Below are 18,855 nucleotides of genomic sequence, written 5' to 3'. Positions count from 1 at the left end.
GTAGGCAAATCCGCTTATCGTGAAGGCTGAGCTGTGATGGGGAAGCTCCTTATGGAGCGAAGTCTTTGATTCCCCGCTGCCAAGAAAAGCTTCTAGCGAGATAAAAGGTGCCTGTACCGCAAACCGACACAGGTAGGCGAGGAGAGAATCCTAAGGTGTGCGAGAGAACTCTGGTTAAGGAACTCGGCAAAATGACCCCGTAACTTCGGGAGAAGGGGTGCTTTCTTAACGGAAAGCCGCAGTGAATAGGCCCAAGCGACTGTTTAGCAAAAACACAGGTCTCTGCGAAGCCGTAAGGCGAAGTATAGGGGCTGACACCTGCCCGGTGCTGGAAGGTTAAGGAGAGGGGTTAGCGTAAGCGAAGCTCTGAACTGAAGCCCCAGTAAACGGCGGCCGTAACTATAACGGTCCTAAGGTAGCGAAATTCCTTGTCGGGTAAGTTCCGACCCGCACGAAAGGTGTAACGATTTGGGCACTGTCTCAACCAGAGACTCGGTGAAATTATAGTACCTGTGAAGATGCAGGTTACCCGCGACAGGACGGAAAGACCCCGTGGAGCTTTACTGTAGCCTGATATTGAATTTTGGTACATTTTGTACAGGATAGGCGGGAGCCATTGAAACCGGAGCGCTAGCTTCGGTGGAGGCGCTGGTGGGATACCGCCCTGAATGTATTGAAATTCTAACCTACGGGTCTTATCGACCCGGGAGACAGTGTCAGGTGGGCAGTTTGACTGGGGCGGTCGCCTCCTAAAGTGTAACGGAGGCGCCCAAAGGTTCCCTCAGAATGGTTGGAAATCATTCGTAGAGTGCAAAGGCATAAGGGAGCTTGACTGCGAGACCTACAAGTCGAGCAGGGACGAAAGTCGGGCTTAGTGATCCGGTGGTTCCGCATGGAAGGGCCATCGCTCAACGGATAAAAGCTACCCCGGGGATAACAGGCTTATCTCCCCCAAGAGTCCACATCGACGGGGAGGTTTGGCACCTCGATGTCGGCTCATCGCATCCTGGGGCTGTAGTCGGTCCCAAGGGTTGGGCTGTTCGCCCATTAAAGCGGTACGCGAGCTGGGTTCAGAACGTCGTGAGACAGTTCGGTCCCTATCCGTCGTGGGCGTAGGAAATTTGAGAGGAGCTGTCCTTAGTACGAGAGGACCGGGATGGACGCACCGCTGGTGTACCAGTTGTTCTGCCAAGGGCATAGCTGGGTAGCTATGTGCGGAAGGGATAAGTGCTGAAAGCATCTAAGCATGAAGCCCCCCTCAAGATGAGATTTCCCATAGCGTAAGCTAGTAAGATCCCTGAAAGATGATCAGGTTGATAGGTTCGAGGTGGAAGCATGGTGACATGTGGAGCTGACGAATACTAATAGATCGAGGACTTAACCATATAATATGAAGCAATGTTATCTAGTTTTGAAAGAATATAAAAAACTTGTTGACTTTAAAAGTTAAATAAGTTAAAATGATTCTTGTCTTAAATGAATATAGTCTGGTAATGATGGCAGAGAGGTCACACCCGTTCCCATACCGAACACGGAAGTTAAGCTCTCTAGCGCCGATGGTAGTTGGGACCTTGTCCCTGTGAGAGTAGGACGTTGCCAGGCAAAATGGAGGATTAGCTCAGCTGGGAGAGCACCTGCCTTACAAGCAGGGGGTCGGCGGTTCGATCCCGTCATCCTCCACCATATATGTCGGAGGGGTAGCGAAGTGGCTAAACGCGGCGGACTGTAAATCCGCTCCTTCGGGTTCGGCAGTTCGAATCTGCCCCCCTCCACCATTCTTAATTAATGGGCTATAGCCAAGCGGTAAGGCAACGGACTTTGACTCCGTCATGCGCTGGTTCGAATCCAGCTAGCCCAGCCATTAAGAGCCATTAGCTCAGTTGGTAGAGCATCTGACTTTTAATCAGAGGGTCGAAGGTTCGAATCCTTCATGGCTCACCATTTTAACAAAATATGCGGGTGTGGCGGAATTGGCAGACGCACTAGACTTAGGATCTAGCGCCTTTGGCGTGGGGGTTCGACTCCCTTCACCCGCACTTTTAATAAAATAACTCAAACATGTCTTGCGGAAGTAGTTCAGTGGTAGAATACAACCTTGCCAAGGTTGGGGTCGCGGGTTCGAATCCCGTCTTCCGCTCCAATTTTCAATATGACATGCCGGGGTGGCGGAACAGGCAGACGCACAGGACTTAAAATCCTGCGGTGGGTGACCACCGTGCGGGTTCGACCCCCGCCCTCGGCACCATATGCGCCCGTAGCTCAATTGGATAGAGCGTTTGACTACGGATCAAGAGGTTAGGGGTTCGACTCCTCTCGGGCGCGCTTTTATTAACGGGAAGTGGCTCAGCTTGGTAGAGCACCTGGTTTGGGACCAGGGGGTCGCAGGTTCAAATCCTGTCTTCCCGATATTCCCAAAAACATGGGGCCTTAGCTCAGCTGGGAGAGCGCCTGCCTTGCACGCAGGAGGTCAGCGGTTCGATCCCGCTAGGCTCCACTTTATTTATTATATGTCTCGGAGGTATACCCAAGTTCGGCTGAAGGGATCGGTCTTGAAAACCGACAGGCGGTGAGAATCGCGCGGGGGTTCGAATCCCTCTACCTCCTCCATTTTCTTTTTAAATGGTTTAGATACATATAATAATAAAATTTTTGTTTTTTCCTTCATGGAGGTATACCCAAGTTCGGCTGAAGGGATCGGTCTTGAAAACCGACAGGCGGCGAGAGTCGCGCGGGGGTTCGAATCCCTCTACCTCCTCCATTTTTTAAAAACATTATATTGTCGCGGGGTGGAGCAGCACGGTAGCTCGTCGGGCTCATAACCCGAAGGTCGCAGGTTCAAATCCTGTCCCCGCAACCAAATGGTCCCGTGGTGTAGTGGTTAACATGCCTGCCTGTCACGCAGGAGATCGCCGGTTCGACCCCGGTCGGGACCGCCATTTATGTTGGCTCGGTAGCTCAGTCGGTAGAGCAGAGGACTGAAAATCCTCGTGTCGGCGGTTCGATTCCGTCCCGAGCCACCATTTTTTTATGCCGACTTAGCTCAATTGGTAGAGCAACTGACTTGTAATCAGTAGGTTGGGGGTTCAAGTCCTCTAGTCGGCATCCTTTAGGGGCATAGTTTAAAGGTAGAACTGAGGTCTCCAAAACCTCCAGTGTGGGTTCGATTCCTACTGCCCCTGTAAAAGTGTATGGGCCTATAGCTCAGCTGGTTAGAGCGCACGCCTGATAAGCGTGAGGTCGATGGTTCGAGTCCATTTAGGCCCACCATATATTATTCCGCAGTAGCTCAGTGGTAGAGCTATCGGCTGTTAACCGATCGGTCGTAGGTTCGAGTCCTACCTGCGGAGCCATGGCCCGTTGGTCAAGTGGTTAAGACACCGCCCTTTCACGGCGGTAACACGGGTTCGAATCCCGTACGGGTCATAAAAAAAGAGTCAGCATATTGCTGACTCTTTTTTATTTTGTGGAATCCTCCTTTATCAACTGATTTTCCTGAAATAAATAAAGGGATTTAGGAAAAGCTATGGTATGTATAAAAAGGAGGAGACAAAAATGACACGAGTGAGAGATTTTATGAGTACTCATGTTGTACATTGTACACCGCTAGACAATGTATATGAGGCTGCTGTAAAGATGAAAGAAGAATCGATTGGATTGATTCCAGTTGTTGAAAATGAGCAAGTTGTTGGGCTTGTTACGGACCGAGATTTAGTTGTTCGTGGGATTGCTGAGAAACATCCTGGATCTAATAAAATTACAAATGTAATGACAACAAACATTGTTTCAGTTTCTCCAGATGATTCTATTGAAAAAGCTACAGAGTTAATGGCACAGTATCAAATTAGACGATTACCAGTAGTTGAGAGTGGTCAACTCGTGGGGATGCTAGCACTAGGTGATTTAGCTATAAGAGAATCGGCAGATGATCAAGCTGGATTTGCTTTAAGTGAAATCTCGGAGCATACGGAATGAAGAGAGTCGTTCATTAGTGGGATAAGTTACGTATAAAAATCAGATGCATTATTCTAGTATATATGGATTAAACTAATATGTTAGCATGATGTATCTGAGACATTATATAATATAAGTATACAGTTAGTAATTTCGACAGTTTTTTAAAATTTGTCATTCCTAATTTTAAATAAGAGAAAAAATGATATACTGATAGATATAAGTATTATGAAAGATTTTGAATATAACAATATTCATTGTTAATGATGTAATAATGGATTAATATTTCCTATGTAGACAAAAGGGAAGGGGAATTATATGAGGGCTGTACAGCGCGATCCAAATTGGAATTTGGTTACAGATACATATATAGAACCAAATAATTTCGCTGAATTATTTTCTTTGCTTGTACCTTGTCATCCAAAAGGTGAAGGGAAAGAACGGACTATATTAGTGTGGAAAGAAAAAGAATTTTATAAAGAAGAAAATTTAGCGGCATTTATCGTATATGGAATGGATAAAGTAAAGAATTTGCCGCAGTTTCATAAAGATGAAATTCCAACTCTAGTACGTATTCTTCGCTTATGCCAAGAGATTGGTTGGTATGAAGAAGCAAATACATTTATGATAACTCAAGGACTAGCTGAGTTTGTTCACACTTCATTGGAATATGAAACGTGGGATCTGTTGACGCAAGCGGTTGCTTTAAACTATTTAATTATTAAATATCGTATGGGTGAATTGACTGATGGGGATGTAGAAATTTGGGATAGGGTTAAATTTAATGAGAAATGTATAACGGATTGTAAACAACTATTATCTCATAAAGAAGTATTGGAATTTACATTCTTTTATATGTGTAAGAGAGCTAAATTACTATCAAAAGAGCAATTAAATAGTGATATGATGAGTCTAGCGATGTATTGTAATACGTTTGTGTATGACTTATACACACATGACTTATTACGAAAATATCGTAAGTGTACAGACTTCCTATCATATTATGGACCTAGTCAAGCGGTGTTAGCTTGTCAAAGAGCTGTACTTTCTCAAATTTCAGATCGATTAGACCCATTGAAAACTACTCATGTAGATGATTATTTATATGTAATGAAAGAAATGATGGAGCATATGACGATAGGGATAATGGATCGATATGATCATTTTATCGGAAAGTTATTATCATATGTGCCATTTTTCGAAATGATTCAAGTTCCGCAACATGCATATTATTGTGAAGAATTACTGTATATTTGTAAGGGCATTGAATATAAAGAAGAAATATTACGCAATTATATATTTATACAATTACATGATTGTTTACCATCATTCTTTAAACTATTTCTTAAAAATAAGCGTTATGCAACGATTCATGACATTCTGTTCTATTGGTGTGATGATGAACAAAGAATGAGTTTAGAGAAAAAATATAATCTTAGCTTTATTTATGAAAAATATGCTTGTGGATAAAGAGCATTTTCTATATAAAAAATTTATATAAATTAAAAAGGATCTCAAGTTTATGTGAGATCCTTTTTTTTATTAGTAAAGCAAGGAGAACGCAATTAAGACGAGAAATAAAATTCCATAAAGGAGAAATTGTGCCGTATTGCTTCCTTGTATACCAAAAAAAGTATTTATTTTTGTGTATAAATTCAATATATATTTTAGCGGATTATCTTTGAAAGATCGGTACACAATGTCTCCTCTTTCTAAGCTTTTTGTTCGTGTTTTTTGTTAGTAGGGACATGAATGTATCTAGCTATGAATAATAAAACAGCCATAAAGAATACAGGAAATACGGTAGATAAATAAAAACCATTACTAATAATATTTGTTATTAGGGCACTTAATAGAAAGATGGCATTATATATATGGGCAATTTTTTGTTTTAATTGTACTTGAAAGGATTCCATCATAATTTCTAAAGCAACAAAAGCAATGATAATAGATAAAAATACAGTGTTTGTATTGTAAATGATTAAACAATAGATTAAACCTAAAAAGGCGAAGTATTCAATTAAGAGAGGTATATTGATATTGCGTTGCATACAATTTACCTAACTAAATATGGCAGTGGGTTTACTGCATTTGTTTTTTCAAAATTCCATTCTCCATTGTGTAATTCAAAATGAAGATGTTGCCCGTATGAATGACCTGTGTTTCCCATATGACCTACTAATTGTCCAGCTTGTACTTGATCACCAGCTTGTACAGTGCGATCTTTCATGTGTGCATAGACTGTTGTATATAATTTCCCGTTTATTTGATGGGCGATGAACACAACATTGCCATAGCTAGCTGAATAATATGATTTCACAACTTTACCTGCAGCTGCCGCCTGGATAGAGACATTACCTTGAGCTGCAATATCTATACCATAATGCATTTGTTCCCAGCGTATATCAAAGGTTGAGCTAATTCTTCCTTGAGTAGGGAATTTGAAAACTGCTGGAATGGAAGTAGTTTGAGCCGTTTGAGCTTGTGATTGATTTTGCATCACATAATGTTTTGCTACGTATCCGTATCCTGTGCCAAAACGAATTTTATACCAAGTTCCTACAGTTTCCACTACTTGTATTTGTGTACCATTTTGTAATGAACCAAGTAGTGCACTACTTGTACTAGCGTTGCCACGTACATTAAGTTTAGGTGTTGCAACTGTGTATTTCGTATTATTTTGAACTGTGATGCCTTTTACTAAAGGCTGTGAACCATTAGCCACAAATGCTTTTTGTACGTAACCTGTTTTGCCATTATGTAAAATTTTATACCACTCGCCTTGTTCTTCTTGAATGGTAATGAATTTTCCATTTGGTAATACATCTAAAATTGAAGATTCTAAATTAGGTTCAGAACGAACGTTTAATGCATTGGCATTAACGATGTATTGATTATTAGATTGAAGTTTGTTTTTTAGTAGAATAGCATCTTTTTGTACGTAACCTACTTTATTATTAACAGATACTTTATACCAGCCATTAGTTGTTTCAAGTATGTTCACTTTCGTATTAAAGCGAATTGTATCAATTGATGAGCTATTTGCGTTATCTTTTGTATGTAAGGCTACTTGATCGACTTTGACATATCCAGTTTTCACATTAGATAATTGTTCAGCGTTGGCTGTTTGTACATTTGTTTCTCCCATAGAAGGAAGTAAAGAGGCAATTGCGACAGTAGTTGCTGTTAAAGCAGTAGCTTTCATATTCATATAATAGAGACCTCCTCTAGTTGTATAGTTGTAATTTTATTATAGTATAAAGATATAATATAGTGGGTGTATTCACATAAATGTAATATGAAATCAATATAAAAATAAATTTTTTGAGGATAATGATTCCTTTTTATCCGATTAATTAGGATAATAATTTCTAAGATAGAATATAAGTAGTATATAGTTTTGTTATTTTGTTGACAATTGAGAAAATTAAAACAGTTGATGATGTCTTATTACGATGTTATACTGACAGTGATAATTTCATAGTTTGCTAGGAGAGCTGGTGTTGCCAGCTGAGAGTAGGCCGTAAGCCTTTGATCCTTTTCATTACCTGATCTAGATTATGCTAGCGTAGGGAAGCAATTCGGACACTAATAATAAGTCCCCGTTTCTTTGCGTATAGAAACGGGGCTTTTTTGTTTGAAAATTTCATATTGAAACCACTAGGGGTGCTTGTTGTGCTGAGAGAGGAATAATCCTTAACCCTTATAACACCTGATCTAGGTAATACTAGCGAAGGGAAGTGGAGCAACGAATAAATTATAATTTTATTTGCTGTAACCACTTCTTATTTAGAAGTGGTTTTTTATTTAGATATATAAATCGAAAGGGGATAGAGAAATGAAATTTTGCGATAGATTATTAGAAACTGTACAACCAGTTTGGGAGATGAGTCATAATCATCCGTTTGTAGTAGGTATGGGGGATGGCACGTTAGAAAAAGATAAGTTTCAGTATTACATTATTCAAGATTATTTATATTTGTTAGATTATGCAAAGCTATATGCGATTGGTGTTGTAAAAGCAACGAACCCACAAGTAATGGGGAAATTTGCTGAACAAATTGATGGCATATTAAATGGAGAAATGACAATCCATAAACAGTATGCAAAAAGACTTGGAATTTCTATAGAAGAGATAGAGTCTGCAAAGCCATCTGCTAAAAATTTAGCTTATACAAATTACATGATGTCTGTATCTCAAAATGGCACACTTGCGGAATTAATAGCAGCACTTCTTCCATGTATGTGGAGCTACTGGGAAATTGGAAAGCGTTTAAATGATATTCCTGGAGCAAGAGATCATGAGTTCTTTGGTGAGTGGATTCAAGGATATAGTTCTGAAGAATACGGTAACCTTTGTATTTGGTTAATCGATTTATTAAATGAAATGGCAGTTGGAAAGTCTGAAAAAGAGCTAGATCGATTAGAGGAGATTTTCCTATATTCCAGTCGATTTGAATATTTATTCTGGGATATGTCCTATCGTAAGGAGATGTGGGGATTTGAGGAGCAAGAACATACTACAGTTTCATAATGTTTCTTTTCATTATGATGAGAAACCAATCATCAATGAATTAAATGCTTCTATACAAGATAAAGAGTTTGTAAGTATTATCGGACCGAGTGGATGCGGGAAAAGTACTCTATTTCGCCTTATTACAGGTTTAGAAGAAGTAAGTACTGGGCAGATAGAGCTGACAGAAACGAAGAGCCATCCTGTAGGGTATATGCCCCAAAAAGATATGCTCCTGCCGTGGCGAACGATTATTGAGAATGCTGCTCTGCCGCTAGAGTGTCAAGGTGTACAGAAGAAAGAAGCACAAATAAAGGCCAAGGAACTGCTACATAAATTTGGCTTACAAGGGTATGAGACAAAATATCCGAAAGATTTATCTGGTGGTATGAGACAACGCGTATCTTTTATTCGAACTTTATTAACAGGCGGGGAGATATTGTTGTTAGATGAACCGTTTAGCGCGTTGGACGCTTTAACGAAGGCATCTTTGCAAGAATGGCTGTTTGAACAATGGAAAGAGTGGGAAAAAACAATTTTATTTATCACTCATGATGTGGAAGAAGCGTTGTTTCTTTCTAATCGAATTTTAGTAGTAGAGCAGCAACCGATAACTACTTTAACCGAGAGGGTTGTACCGCTTGATCGTAATCGAACAAGAAAAGATTTATATAAGCCTGAAGTGTTAGCGCTTAAAGATGAGCTTCTTAGTATGTTACAAAGGCAGGTACTCGTATGATGAACCGGTTGAAGGAGCTATTACCTGCCCTTACACTTTCTAGTATTTTACTTGCCTTTTGGGAAGTAGGCGCAAGAATCGTAGATGAAATGTACATTTTACCGTCACCGTCTGCAATTGTGATGAAGATATGGAAACTAAAAGATATATTATTTACGGTTCATTTGCCGGCAACCTTATCGGTCGTTTTAATAGGGGTGGCTATTTCTATCGTACTTGGGGTAGGGCTAGCGATGTTAATGAATGCGAGTAATTGGATGGAGAGAGCATTTTATCCATTATTAGTTGCCTCACAAACGATTCCTATTACAGCGCTTGCGCCGCTTTTCGTTTTATGGTTTGGATATACGATCTGGAGTAAGGTTGTTGTTACTGTTTTAATTACGTTTTTCCCAATTGCGGTCAATACGTATGATGGACTACGCAGTACGAAAAAAGAATGGGAGGAGCTCTTAGTTACGTATGGGGCAACGAAAAAAGATGTTTTTCTTAAATTAAAGTTACCATCTGCTCTTCCTTATTTTTTCTCAGCTTTAAAAATTGCAGTTCCGCTTAGTGTAATTGGGGCAGCAATCGGTGAGTGGCTCGGTGCACAAGCTGGGCTTGGATATTTCAGTAAAAGAATGATGACGCAGTTAGACGGAGCAGGTGTATTTGCACCCATTGTATTGTTATCATTATTAGCTATTTTCTTCGTCATACTTATCTCAGTATTAGAAAAGAAATTTATTAGTTGGAGGAAGTATTCATGAAATTTTTAAAACGCATCTTTGTGTTGACATTATTAGTTGCAATGATCGCTGGATGTTCTAGTAATTCAGCGTCAGATAAGAATAAAAAAGAAAAAGAAATAACGGTCATGCTTGATTGGTACCCAAATGCGGTACATAGCTTTATTTATGCGGCGATTGAAAAAGGATACTTTAAAGAAGAAGGAGTCAAGGTGAATATTAAATTCCCTTCTAATCCGACTGATCCATTAACTTTAGCAGCTGCAGGAAAAGTAACGGTTGGCTTATATTATCAGCCAGATGTTGTCATGGCAAAAGCAAATGAACAAATTCCAGTGAAATCAATTGGAGCTGTCGTACGTTCACCATTAAATCATGTTGTATCGCTGAAATCAGCAGGCATTCAATCGCCAAAAGATTTAGAGGGGAAAACAGTTGGATATTCTGGAACACCTTTAAGTGAGATGTATTTAAAAACGATGGTAAAAGAAGCTGGTGGTAATCCAGATACAGTGAAAGTAGTCGATGTTGGCTTTGATCTAGTACCGGCATTAATTACGAAGAAAGTGGATGCGGTAACAGGGGCATACATTAACCATGAAGTACCTGTTATGCGTCATGAAGGTCATGAACCAGCATACTTTAATCCAGCCGATTACGGTGTACCGAATTATCATGAGCTTGTATTTGTAACAGGTGATAAAACGTTGAAAAAAGATAAAGAAGCGTTACAAGCCTTCTTACGTGGTACGAAAAAAGGCTATGATTTTATGAAGAAAAATCCAGATGAAGCATTAAATATTTTATTAAATCATCAAGAAAAAGAAAACTTCCCACTTGTACCAGAAGTTGAAAAAGAGAGTATGAAAATTTTATTAGAGAAGATGGAAACGAAAGATGAACCATTCTTATCAGATTCAAAAGAGTCATGGGAGAAACAAAATAAATGGCTGAAAGATAAAGGAATGACGAAAGAAATCGTTCCGGCCGATGAGTTCTTCGAAAATATTTTAAAGTAGGCGAATGAATATGAAAAATGAGCTTCATGTAATCTCAAATGGTCACATGTCATTCGAAGAGTTAGTGAATGTAGCGATGCAAATTGAAAGTGAGATTGACTATTTGCATATTCGTGAGCGTGAGAAAAGTACGAAGGATTTGTATGAAGGTGTGGAAAGTCTTTTGAAGAAAGGCTTTCCGGCATCAAAAATAGTGATAAATGATCGAATTGATATCGCTATTTTATTAAACATTCCACGCGTGCAGCTAGGATATCGAAGCGCAAATGTAAGGTCAGTGAAAGAAAAGTTTTCTTATTTGCATGTCGGCTATTCTGTACATTCTTTAGAAGAGGCGATCGATGCATTTAAGAATGGAGCGGATTCACTCGTCTATGGTCATGTATTTCCGACAGATTGTAAAAAAGGTGTACCAGCGAGAGGGCTTGAAGAGCTTTCAGACATTGCAAAGTGTTTATCCATACCGATTACAGCAATTGGTGGAATTACCACGGAAAATATCGGGGATGTTCTTACTAACGGTGTCAGTGGTATTGCTGTTATGTCTGGGATTATAAGTAGTAGTAACCCGTATAGCAAAGCGAAATCTTATAAGGAATCAATAAGAAAGTGGGCGGAAAAACATGTGTAAGAAGTATGATGTAGCGATAATTGGTGGTGGTGTAATCGGTAGTTCAGTTGCACATTTTCTAGCAGAAAGAGGGCATAAAGTAGCGATTATAGAGAAGCAAAGAATTGCATCTGAAGCCTCGAAAGCAGCCGCTGGTTTACTTGGGGTTCAGGCAGAATGGGATGCATATAACCCACTATTTGAACTTGCGAGAGAAAGCCGTGCTATATTTCCACAACTTGCAGCAGTTTTACGTGAAAAAACAGGCATCGATATTGGGTATGATGAGAAAGGCATTTATCGCATTGCCCAAAATGAAGATGAGAAGGAAAGAATTTTTCACATTATGGATTGGCAGCAGAAAACAGGTGAAGATTCTTACTTTCTAACGGGAGATCGTTTACGAGAGAAAGAACCGTTTCTATCTGATTCAATTATAGGTGCTGTATATTATCCAAAAGACGGTCATGTTATTGCACCGGAGCTTACGAAAGCATTCGCACATTCCGCATCAATTTCGGGTGCTGATATATATGAACAGACAGAAGTGTTTGATATTCGTATTGAAAACAATAAAGTGACTGGGATTGTGACGAGCGAAGGTATTATAGCATGCGAGAAAGTTGTTATTGCGGGTGGTTCATGGAGCACGAAGTTACTAGGGCATTTTCACCACGAATGGGGTACATATCCAGTTAAAGGAGAAGTAGTAGCGGTAAGAAGTAGAAAACCACTTTTAAAGGCGCCTATTTTCCAAGAAAGATTTTACATTGCACCAAAGCGCGGCGGACGTTACGTAATTGGAGCAACGATGAAGCCTCATACGTTTAATAAAACCGTGCAACCAGAAAGTATTACTTCTATATTAGAGCGCGCGTATACAATATTGCCAACTTTAAAAGAAGCAGAGTGGGAAAGCGCATGGGCAGGGTTAAGACCACAATCGAATCATGAAGCTCCTTATATGGGAGAGCATGAAGAAATAAAAGGTTTATACGCTTGTACTGGGCATTATCGAAACGGTATTTTATTAAGTCCTGTTTCTGGTCAGTATATGGCTGATTTAATAGAAGGAAAGCAGGCGAATCATTTGCTAGATTCATTGCTTTCTAAAATAGTTTAGAAAGGGGATGGAAGTTTGAATTTAAAAATTAATGGTAACCAACTTGAAGTGCCAGAGAGTGTGAAAACAGTGGCTGAGCTACTTACGCATTTAGAGTTAGATAACAGAATTGTAGTAGTAGAGCGTAATAAAGATATTTTACAAAAAGATGATCATACAGATACATCTGTTTTTGATGGAGACCAAATTGAGATTGTAACTTTCGTAGGAGGCGGTTGATTATGTTAAACATTGGATCATTTTCATTTCATTCTAGACTTTTATTAGGAACAGGGAAATTCCCTGATTTTGATGTACAGCAAAAGGCAATTGATGTATCTGAGGCTGAGGTTTTAACGTTCGCAGTACGTCGTATGGATATATTTGATGCAAAGCAGCCTAATTTATTAGAGAAACTTGATGTGAAAAAATATACGTTATTACCGAATACAGCTGGAGCAAAAAATGCTGAAGAAGCTGTTCGTATTGCAAAATTAGCAAAAGCTTCGGGGCTTTGCGATATGATCAAAGTAGAAGTTATCGGTGATGATAGAACGTTATTACCTGATCCAGTAGAAACGTTAAAGGCATCTGAAATGTTACTAGAAGAAGGATTTATCGTACTTCCGTATACATCTGATGATGTTGTATTAGCACGTAAATTACAAGAACTAGGTGTGCATGCAATTATGCCAGGAGCATCACCAATCGGTTCAGGGCTTGGTATTGTAAATCCGTTAAACTTAAGCTTCATTATTGAACAAGCGACAGTACCAGTTATCGTTGACGCTGGTATCGGTAGCCCAGCTGATGCGGCATTTGCAATGGAATTAGGAGCGGATGGCGTGTTATTAAATACTGCTGTATCGGGAGCAAAAGATCCAATAAAAATGGCACAAGCAATGAAATTAAGTATTGAAGCAGGACGATTAGGATTTGAAGCGGGGCGTATTGCACGTAAACGTTGTGCAACAGCAAGTAGTCCTTTAGAAGGAATGAGCGTAGTTGAATAATCGATATTCTCGCCAAGAATTATTTTCTCCAATTGGAGAAGAGGGGCAACGAAAGATAAGAGAAAAGCATGTACTCATTATCGGTGCAGGTGCATTAGGTAGTGCAAATGCAGAGATGTTTGTAAGAGCAGGTGTTGGAACAGTAACGATTGTTGACCGAGATTATGTCGATTGGAGTAATTTACAAAGGCAACAATTGTATGCAGAGAGCGATGTAGAGAATAACCTACCGAAGGCTGTAGCGGCAAAGAAGCGTCTAGAAGAAATTAATAGTGAAGTAAGAGTAGAAGCTCTCGTTCAAGATGTAACAGCTGAGGAATTAGAAGAACTCGTTACAAATGTTGATGTAATTATTGATGCAACTGATAATTTCGAAACGCGTTTTATTGTGAATGATATAGCACAAAAGTATTCCATTCCATGGGTTTACGGAGCCTGTGTAGGGAGTTACGGCCTTTCTTACACAATTCTTCCTAGTAAAACGCCATGTTTATCTTGTCTATTACAATCGATTCCGCTTGGCGGGGCGACATGTGATACAGCGGGCATTATATCTCCTGCTGTATCTCTCGTCGTTTCTCATCAAGTAACGGAAGCTCTTAAACTGTTAGTGGAAGATTATGAATTGCTTCGAGATGGACTTGTGTCGTTTGATGTATGGAAGAATGAATATTCATGTATGAATGTGCAAAAGCTTCGTAAGCATAATTGTCCTTCGTGCGGAGAGAATGCGATATACCCGTATTTAAATAAAGAAAATACATCGAAAACAGCAGTTTTGTGCGGGAGAAATACAGTTCAAATTAGACCACCTCATAAAGAAGAAATGGATTTTGAACGATATAAAGAGCTGCTGAAAGATCGTGTGAATAATTTGAATGTAAATCCATATTTAATATCATTTTCTGTGGAGGAAAAGAGATTAGTTGCTTTTAAAGATGGCCGGGTACTTGTACATGGAACGAAAGATATAAGCGAAGCAAAAACAATTTATCATCGCTATTTTGGATAGAAAAGGATGAGTGGGATGAAAGTAAATAAAGCTTTAACAATTGCAGGATCTGATAGTGGAGGTGGTGCCGGCATTCAAGCAGATTTAAAAACCTTCCAAGAGCTTGGTGTGTATGGGATGACGGCAATTACGGCAATTACTGCTCAAAATACGCTTGGCGTTCAAGGGGTATATCCAGTTCCGTTAGAAGGTATTACGGAACAGCTGAATTCAATTGGTACGGATTTAACACCAGATGCTGTGAAACTAGGAATGTTATTTAGCAGTGAAATTATTCAAATTGTCGCAGAACATATTAATAAGTTTGGGTGGAATAATATTGTACTAGATCCTGTTATGATTGCTAAGGGCGGTGCATCATTATTACAACAGGAAGCAGTACAAGCATTAAAAGAATATTTATTACCAGTAGCAACCGTTGTAACACCGAATGTTCCTGAGGCAGAAGTGTTAACCGGGATGGAGATTCATAATGTTGAAGATAGTAAGGAAGCTGCGAAAGTACTGCATGAACTAGGTGCGAAATACGTGCTTATGAAGGGTGGACATGCAGAATATCAAGGTAATGAAGTAATTGACTTACTCTTTGATGGTGAGCAATTTATCGAATTTAGAAGTGAACGGATTCCTTCAAAGCAAACGCACGGAAGCGGGTGCACATTTGCTTCAGCGGTTACAGCAGGACTTGCGAAAGGCTACTCAATTGAAGAGGCAGTTCTAGAAGCGAAACGATTTATTAGTATAGCAATTGAAGAGCCTTTGAATATCGGAAGTGGTCATGGGCCGACGAATCATTTTGCATATAAATTGAATAAAACACAAGCATAAAGAAAGGAAAAGTCAGTTTTATAACTGGCTTTTTTTCTGTTTACTTTTTTCAAATACAGGAGTAATATATCAGCCAGAATACATTTTTTGTAATACGCTGAGTCCAAATATAAGGAGCGGAGGAACCAATTTGTGCAGTGTCACTAGGGGTGAATCTTTCAATTTTGAAAGTAGGGCTACTCTCAAAGCCCGAATCCGACAGCTAACTTCGTAAGCGTCTTGAGAGAGGACGGTGCCATGATGGATACATCACTTCATCAATCTGATTAGTATAAGGGAATATCAATCTATGTTTGAGTTCTTTTATGCTAAGGAGGATGAGGTACATGGAATTAACACTTATTTGTATTGGAGAAGAAAGCAAGGTAAATAGTTTAAGAGATTTAGTAGCATTTCAACATGAGTTAATTATTTTTACAGCAAATGAAGAGATAGCTGCTGAAGTTAGGAATTGTGGGTTTGATTGGACTTATAGCTGTAGTAAGGCACAAGATTTTACTAGTATTTGTGAGTGTATTAAGAAGGTGATTTTACTAGGGGATGAGCTTCCAATCATTAGTTTCTTCACAGAACACATTCGCTTTTCTTTTCAAGCACCTATTACTGTTGTTACAAGGAATAAACGATATCCAGCGAGGCTCTATGAAAAAATTGGAGCTACATTTGTCGTGTTTACGAATTGTAATAATATTTCTTTTTTATTTTTTGAATAGGGCGGGGGAAAAAAGATGAAGGTGTTGTTACTAGGAGATATAGCGAATCGTTGGGCGGTATCAGTAGAGCGAGTTCAAGAATTGGTGGTGCTTGATCCTATTTTTCCAAGGGCCTATATCATATTGCCATCGAAAGACGCTTTATATTTAAAAACAGATGTTATCGAATATGAGCAGCTACATGCAGAATTGTCACAAGTTTATATTCGCGGGAGAAATTTGCGCGCATTTTTGCGTGGAGAATAAATAGTGAAAAAAAAGAGCGAATGCTAAGTGCAACAAGCTATGCACTTCATGTCATGCGCTCTTTTTATTTCGTATTTAAAAGATTATTTTTGTGAAAAAGAAAGAAAAGACGAGAAAACAGATGAAATAATATTAATAACACTCAATGTAAGCGTTTAAATAGATGGATATTTTCTTATTTTCAGTAATTTAGCTCTTTACAAGTTAAATATAGAGGAGTATATTTACTCTCATAAATCATTCATAAAATTTCCAAAAAAACCTAAAATCGCTGAGTTCCAGAAATGGAGCGGGGGAACCAATTTTGTGCATCGTCACTTGGGGTGAATCTTTCAGTTTTGAAAGTAGGGCTACTCTTTAGGCCCGAATCCGACAGCTAACCTCGTAAGCGTTTAGAGAGGAGGTTTACTTTGTGTTGTTCATTTCGAACACTAAGTAGAGCTTAGTGTTCTTTTTTTGATAAATTAATGGTAAATTTTTACAGAAAAGAGGAATGGCTATGTTAGATGTTGTAATGATCGGGATTTTTGTTGTGTTAGTCGCATCGATGGTAAGTCTTGCAAGTTGGTCAGATAAAGTTGTGAAAGAAGGGAAGCAATCATGACGGTTGCCTTATCGGTTATTGTTGCAGCAATTACGGTGTACTTAGTGTATGCATTATTAAATCCAGAAAAGTTTTAATTAGGGGGAATCATTCATTATGATTTGGGTCGCAGTTGTTATTACCATGCTGTTGTTTATTCTTGTGGCAAAGCCAATGGGGATTTATTTAGAGAAAGCCTTTCAAGGTAGTAAAAAGTTAGATAAAGTATTCGGGCCTTTTGAAAAACTTATTTTTAAAATTACGGGTGTAAAAGAATACAATCAAACGTGGAAACAGTACGCATTGTCATTAGTTTTATTAAATGGATTTATGATTGTTGTCGTATATTTCATTTTCAGACTACAAGGAGTATTGCCATTAAATCCAGCACACATTGAAGGGATGGAGCCTACGCTTGCTTTTAATACAGCAATTAGTTTTATGGCTGATACAAACTTACAGCATTATAGCGGTGAAAATGGTTTATCGTATTTATCACAATTAATCGGAATTACATTTTTAATGTTTGCAGCACCAGCAACGACGTTAGCACTTGTAATGGCGTTTATAAGAGGGCTTGCTGGGAAGGAACTCGGTAACTTTTTCGTTGATTTTACGAGAGCACTAACGAGAGTATTTCTTCCTATCGCATTTATTGCGGCACTAGTCTTTGTCGCACTTGGCGTACCACAAACGTTAGACAGTGCAGTTACAGCACAAACAATCGATGGGGCAAAGCAAAGTATATTACGTGGGCCTGTTGCATCATTCGTGTCCATTAAGGAACTCGGAAATAACGGCGGTGGATTTTTCGGAGCAAACTCTACGCACCCTTTTGAAAATCCAGGGCAAATGAGTAATATTTTACAAATGATGCTTATGATGTTATTGCCAACAGCACTTCCATTTACGTACGGACGAATGGTAGGAAATAAAAAACAAGGTCGTATCCTTTTCGTATCACTATTCATGGTGTTTTTACTAGGATTTATAACGATTACTACATCTGAATTACATGGGAATCCAGCGTTAAATGGAATGGGCATCGAACATGTACAAGGGAGTACAGAAGGAAAAGAAGTACGATTTGGAACAGTATTTTCTTCCCTATACGCAACAGTGACGACAGCTGCTGAAACAGGAGCCGTTAATACGATGCATGATACGTTAACACCAATTGGCGGGTTAGTACCACTCGTAAATATGATGTTAAATACAGTGTATGGCGGAGTTGGGGCAGGTTTTGTGAACATTATTATGTATGCGATTATCGCAGTCTTTATATCTGGATTGATGGTTGGACGGACACCAGAGTTTTTAGGTAAGAAAATTGAAGGTAAGGAAATGAAATTAATTGCGGTAACGATACTATTTCATCCACTGCTTATTTTAGGGTTTTCAGCATTAGCTCTTTCAACAAGTTTAGGAACGGATGCCATTTCTCATTCTGGTTTCCACGGTTTAACGCAAGTGGTATATGAATATACATCGTCAGCTGCGAATAACGGATCTGGATTTGAAGGGTTAGCGGATAATACACCGTTTTGGAATATTACAACTGGCTTAGTTATGTTTTTAGGGCGCTATTTCAGTTTAATTACGATGCTAGCTGTTGCAGCTTCATTGAAAGAAAAGACGGTAGTACCAGAAACAGTCGGAACGTTCCGTACGGATAATAGTTTATTTGGCGGCATTTTCATCGGAACAATTGTAATTGTCGGTGCATTAACATTCTTCCCGATGTTAGTACTCGGCCCAATTGCAGAATTTCTTACATTGAAGTAATGGAGGGTAA

General features: G+C 39.1%; 19 protein-coding genes, 20 tRNA genes, 2 rRNA genes and 4 riboswitches (1 of these 45 running past the window's edge). Of the genes, 39 read left to right on the top strand and 2 right to left on the bottom strand.

Features of this window, described 5'->3' with window-relative positions:
- The 24 genes from MNO09_RS27320 to MNO09_RS27205 form a co-directional block, all read left to right on the top strand.
- Positions 1–1,385 (top strand): 23S ribosomal RNA (locus tag MNO09_RS27320); it begins 1,537 nt to the left of the window's first position.
- Between the two features lie 101 nt (positions 1,386–1,486).
- Positions 1,487–1,602: ribosomal RNA gene (gene rrf, locus MNO09_RS27315) — 5S ribosomal RNA — on the top strand.
- Between the two features lie 5 nt (positions 1,603–1,607).
- Positions 1,608–1,683 (top strand) — tRNA-Val (locus MNO09_RS27310).
- A gap of 8 nt (positions 1,684–1,691) precedes the next feature.
- Positions 1,692–1,775 (top strand) — tRNA-Tyr (locus tag MNO09_RS27305).
- Positions 1,776–1,786: 11 nt separating this feature from the next.
- Positions 1,787–1,861, top strand: a tRNA-Gln gene (locus tag MNO09_RS27300).
- Positions 1,862–1,865: 4 nt separating this feature from the next.
- Positions 1,866–1,941: transfer RNA gene (locus MNO09_RS27295), tRNA-Lys, on the top strand.
- Between the two features lie 14 nt (positions 1,942–1,955).
- A tRNA-Leu gene (locus MNO09_RS27290) sits at positions 1,956–2,036 on the top strand.
- Between the two features lie 29 nt (positions 2,037–2,065).
- Positions 2,066–2,140, top strand: a tRNA-Gly gene (locus tag MNO09_RS27285).
- Positions 2,141–2,156: 16 nt separating this feature from the next.
- Positions 2,157–2,245: transfer RNA gene (locus tag MNO09_RS27280), tRNA-Leu, on the top strand.
- 3 nt (positions 2,246–2,248) lie between these two features.
- Positions 2,249–2,322: transfer RNA gene (locus tag MNO09_RS27275), tRNA-Arg, on the top strand.
- 10 nt (positions 2,323–2,332) lie between these two features.
- Positions 2,333–2,406, top strand: a tRNA-Pro gene (locus tag MNO09_RS27270).
- A 15-nt stretch (positions 2,407–2,421) separates the two neighbouring features.
- Positions 2,422–2,494, top strand: a tRNA-Ala gene (locus MNO09_RS27265).
- A gap of 20 nt (positions 2,495–2,514) precedes the next feature.
- A tRNA-Ser gene (locus MNO09_RS27260) sits at positions 2,515–2,607 on the top strand.
- Between the two features lie 58 nt (positions 2,608–2,665).
- Positions 2,666–2,758 (top strand) — tRNA-Ser (locus MNO09_RS27255).
- Positions 2,759–2,780: 22 nt separating this feature from the next.
- Positions 2,781–2,857, top strand: a tRNA-Met gene (locus MNO09_RS27250).
- A gap of 3 nt (positions 2,858–2,860) precedes the next feature.
- A tRNA-Asp gene (locus MNO09_RS27245) sits at positions 2,861–2,936 on the top strand.
- Between the two features lie 8 nt (positions 2,937–2,944).
- Positions 2,945–3,020, top strand: a tRNA-Phe gene (locus MNO09_RS27240).
- 9 nt (positions 3,021–3,029) lie between these two features.
- Positions 3,030–3,102 (top strand) — tRNA-Thr (locus MNO09_RS27235).
- A 6-nt stretch (positions 3,103–3,108) separates the two neighbouring features.
- Positions 3,109–3,179 (top strand) — tRNA-Trp (locus tag MNO09_RS27230).
- Between the two features lie 11 nt (positions 3,180–3,190).
- A tRNA-Ile gene (locus MNO09_RS27225) sits at positions 3,191–3,267 on the top strand.
- A gap of 8 nt (positions 3,268–3,275) precedes the next feature.
- Positions 3,276–3,350 (top strand) — tRNA-Asn (locus MNO09_RS27220).
- A gap of 1 nt (position 3,351) precedes the next feature.
- Positions 3,352–3,423, top strand: a tRNA-Glu gene (locus tag MNO09_RS27215).
- A 129-nt stretch (positions 3,424–3,552) separates the two neighbouring features.
- Complete coding sequence (locus tag MNO09_RS27210; RefSeq protein WP_000199001.1) at positions 3,553–3,972, top strand: CBS domain-containing protein; 420 nt, start codon at positions 3,553–3,555, stop codon at positions 3,970–3,972.
- 297 nt (positions 3,973–4,269) lie between these two features.
- The gene (locus MNO09_RS27205) at positions 4,270–5,421 is read left to right on the top strand and encodes a DUF3965 domain-containing protein (protein WP_001203049.1); all 1,152 of its coding nucleotides are present in this window, start codon (positions 4,270–4,272) and stop codon (positions 5,419–5,421) included.
- A 242-nt stretch (positions 5,422–5,663) separates the two neighbouring features.
- Here MNO09_RS27205 and MNO09_RS27200 read toward each other — a convergent pair whose 3' ends face one another.
- Together MNO09_RS27200 and MNO09_RS27195 are read right to left on the bottom strand one after the other, a co-directional pair.
- A complete protein-coding gene (locus MNO09_RS27200; protein ID WP_001189484.1) occupies positions 5,664–6,002 on the bottom strand; it encodes a hypothetical protein in 339 nt (112 codons plus the stop codon).
- 5 nt (positions 6,003–6,007) lie between these two features.
- Entirely contained in the window at positions 6,008–7,162 is a 1,155-nt protein-coding gene (locus MNO09_RS27195; protein WP_001056050.1) for an SH3 domain-containing protein, read from the bottom strand.
- Between the two features lie 269 nt (positions 7,163–7,431).
- Positions 7,432–7,543: riboswitch (TPP riboswitch) on the top strand.
- A gap of 60 nt (positions 7,544–7,603) precedes the next feature.
- A riboswitch (TPP riboswitch) is annotated at positions 7,604–7,707 on the top strand.
- 82 nt (positions 7,708–7,789) lie between these two features.
- Between MNO09_RS27195 and tenA the strand changes: the two genes are divergently transcribed.
- From tenA to kdpA, 15 genes are all read left to right on the top strand, one after another.
- Positions 7,790–8,485 carry a thiaminase II gene (gene tenA / locus MNO09_RS27190; protein WP_000666826.1) on the top strand — a complete coding sequence of 232 codons (696 nt, stop codon included), beginning with the start codon at positions 7,790–7,792 and terminating at the stop codon, positions 8,483–8,485.
- A complete protein-coding gene (locus MNO09_RS27185; RefSeq protein ID WP_001256820.1) occupies positions 8,454–9,203 on the top strand; it encodes an ABC transporter ATP-binding protein in 750 nt (249 codons plus the stop codon). The genes tenA and MNO09_RS27185 overlap by 32 nt, the downstream gene beginning before the upstream one ends.
- On the top strand, positions 9,203–9,955 hold the full coding sequence (locus MNO09_RS27180) for an ABC transporter permease (RefSeq protein ID WP_078182938.1): 753 nt from the start codon (positions 9,203–9,205) through the stop codon (positions 9,953–9,955). Before MNO09_RS27185 ends, MNO09_RS27180 begins: the two co-directional genes overlap by 1 nt.
- Positions 9,952–10,953, top strand: a complete 1,002-nt coding sequence (locus MNO09_RS27175) for an ABC transporter substrate-binding protein (protein ID WP_000670442.1) — start codon at positions 9,952–9,954, stop codon at positions 10,951–10,953. The genes MNO09_RS27180 and MNO09_RS27175 overlap by 4 nt, the downstream gene beginning before the upstream one ends.
- Positions 10,954–10,963: 10 nt before the next feature.
- Positions 10,964–11,584: a thiazole tautomerase TenI gene (tenI, locus tag MNO09_RS27170; protein WP_000787175.1), complete on the top strand. Its 621-nt coding sequence runs from the start codon at positions 10,964–10,966 to the stop codon at positions 11,582–11,584.
- Complete coding sequence (gene thiO, locus MNO09_RS27165; protein WP_241950073.1) at positions 11,577–12,686, top strand: glycine oxidase ThiO; 1,110 nt, start codon at positions 11,577–11,579, stop codon at positions 12,684–12,686. Before tenI ends, thiO begins: the two co-directional genes overlap by 8 nt.
- 15 nt (positions 12,687–12,701) lie before the next feature.
- Positions 12,702–12,905, top strand: coding sequence for a sulfur carrier protein ThiS (gene thiS, locus MNO09_RS27160; RefSeq protein WP_001049510.1), 204 nt, complete (start codon positions 12,702–12,704; stop codon positions 12,903–12,905).
- A 2-nt stretch (positions 12,906–12,907) separates the two neighbouring features.
- Positions 12,908–13,678, top strand: a complete 771-nt coding sequence (thiG, locus tag MNO09_RS27155) for a thiazole synthase (RefSeq protein WP_088107446.1) — start codon at positions 12,908–12,910, stop codon at positions 13,676–13,678.
- On the top strand, positions 13,671–14,690 hold the full coding sequence (gene thiF, locus MNO09_RS27150) for a thiazole biosynthesis adenylyltransferase ThiF (RefSeq protein ID WP_070168412.1): 1,020 nt from the start codon (positions 13,671–13,673) through the stop codon (positions 14,688–14,690). The genes thiG and thiF overlap by 8 nt, the downstream gene beginning before the upstream one ends.
- A 6-nt stretch (positions 14,691–14,696) precedes the next feature.
- Positions 14,697–15,518: a bifunctional hydroxymethylpyrimidine kinase/phosphomethylpyrimidine kinase gene (thiD, locus tag MNO09_RS27145; RefSeq protein ID WP_098098299.1), complete on the top strand. Its 822-nt coding sequence runs from the start codon at positions 14,697–14,699 to the stop codon at positions 15,516–15,518.
- Between the two features lie 85 nt (positions 15,519–15,603).
- Positions 15,604–15,751, top strand: a riboswitch (cyclic di-AMP (ydaO/yuaA leader).
- A gap of 93 nt (positions 15,752–15,844) precedes the next feature.
- Positions 15,845–16,231, top strand: coding sequence for a hypothetical protein (locus tag MNO09_RS27140; protein ID WP_000424062.1), 387 nt, complete (start codon positions 15,845–15,847; stop codon positions 16,229–16,231).
- 15 nt (positions 16,232–16,246) lie between these two features.
- Complete coding sequence (locus tag MNO09_RS27135; RefSeq protein ID WP_000866313.1) at positions 16,247–16,477, top strand: hypothetical protein; 231 nt, start codon at positions 16,247–16,249, stop codon at positions 16,475–16,477.
- A gap of 259 nt (positions 16,478–16,736) precedes the next feature.
- Positions 16,737–16,882: riboswitch (cyclic di-AMP (ydaO/yuaA leader) on the top strand.
- A gap of 94 nt (positions 16,883–16,976) precedes the next feature.
- Complete coding sequence (locus MNO09_RS27130; protein WP_000887892.1) at positions 16,977–17,081, top strand: SipW-dependent-type signal peptide-containing protein; 105 nt, start codon at positions 16,977–16,979, stop codon at positions 17,079–17,081.
- Positions 17,078–17,158 carry a K(+)-transporting ATPase subunit F gene (gene kdpF / locus MNO09_RS27125; RefSeq protein WP_000214976.1) on the top strand — a complete coding sequence of 27 codons (81 nt, stop codon included), beginning with the start codon at positions 17,078–17,080 and terminating at the stop codon, positions 17,156–17,158. The genes MNO09_RS27130 and kdpF overlap by 4 nt, the downstream gene beginning before the upstream one ends.
- A gap of 19 nt (positions 17,159–17,177) precedes the next feature.
- A complete protein-coding gene (gene kdpA, locus MNO09_RS27120) occupies positions 17,178–18,845 on the top strand; it encodes a potassium-transporting ATPase subunit KdpA (RefSeq protein WP_000638334.1) in 1,668 nt (555 codons plus the stop codon).
- Positions 18,846–18,855: the final 10 nt, after the last annotated feature.

The sequence above is a fragment of the Bacillus sp. N5-665 genome, from assembly GCF_022637375.2.
GTDB lineage: Bacteria > Bacillota > Bacilli > Bacillales > Bacillaceae_G > Bacillus_A > Bacillus_A wiedmannii.
The sequence above is the reverse complement of the archived record's forward strand: the minus strand, read 5'-3'. Positions and strand labels throughout refer to the sequence as shown.

Coding starts and splice junctions, on each gene's coding strand:
- thiO (WP_241950073.1), top strand. CDS start 11,577: ATGTGTAAGAAGTATGATGTAGCGATAATTGGTGGTGGTGTAATCGGT.
- thiD (WP_098098299.1), top strand. CDS start 14,697: ATGAGTGGGATGAAAGTAAATAAAGCTTTAACAATTGCAGGATCTGAT.
- MNO09_RS27200 (WP_001189484.1), bottom strand. CDS start 6,002: ATGCAACGCAATATCAATATACCTCTCTTAATTGAATACTTCGCCTTT.
- MNO09_RS27180 (WP_078182938.1), top strand. CDS start 9,203: ATGAACCGGTTGAAGGAGCTATTACCTGCCCTTACACTTTCTAGTATT.
- MNO09_RS27135 (WP_000866313.1), top strand. CDS start 16,247: ATGAAGGTGTTGTTACTAGGAGATATAGCGAATCGTTGGGCGGTATCA.
- tenI (WP_000787175.1), top strand. CDS start 10,964: ATGAAAAATGAGCTTCATGTAATCTCAAATGGTCACATGTCATTCGAA.
- kdpF (WP_000214976.1), top strand. CDS start 17,078: ATGACGGTTGCCTTATCGGTTATTGTTGCAGCAATTACGGTGTACTTA.
- MNO09_RS27130 (WP_000887892.1), top strand. CDS start 16,977: ATGTTAGATGTTGTAATGATCGGGATTTTTGTTGTGTTAGTCGCATCG.
- MNO09_RS27205 (WP_001203049.1), top strand. CDS start 4,270: ATGAGGGCTGTACAGCGCGATCCAAATTGGAATTTGGTTACAGATACA.
- MNO09_RS27175 (WP_000670442.1), top strand. CDS start 9,952: ATGAAATTTTTAAAACGCATCTTTGTGTTGACATTATTAGTTGCAATG.
- kdpA (WP_000638334.1), top strand. CDS start 17,178: ATGATTTGGGTCGCAGTTGTTATTACCATGCTGTTGTTTATTCTTGTG.
- MNO09_RS27210 (WP_000199001.1), top strand. CDS start 3,553: ATGACACGAGTGAGAGATTTTATGAGTACTCATGTTGTACATTGTACA.
- tenA (WP_000666826.1), top strand. CDS start 7,790: ATGAAATTTTGCGATAGATTATTAGAAACTGTACAACCAGTTTGGGAG.
- MNO09_RS27140 (WP_000424062.1), top strand. CDS start 15,845: ATGGAATTAACACTTATTTGTATTGGAGAAGAAAGCAAGGTAAATAGT.
- MNO09_RS27195 (WP_001056050.1), bottom strand. CDS start 7,162: ATGAATATGAAAGCTACTGCTTTAACAGCAACTACTGTCGCAATTGCC.
- thiG (WP_088107446.1), top strand. CDS start 12,908: ATGTTAAACATTGGATCATTTTCATTTCATTCTAGACTTTTATTAGGA.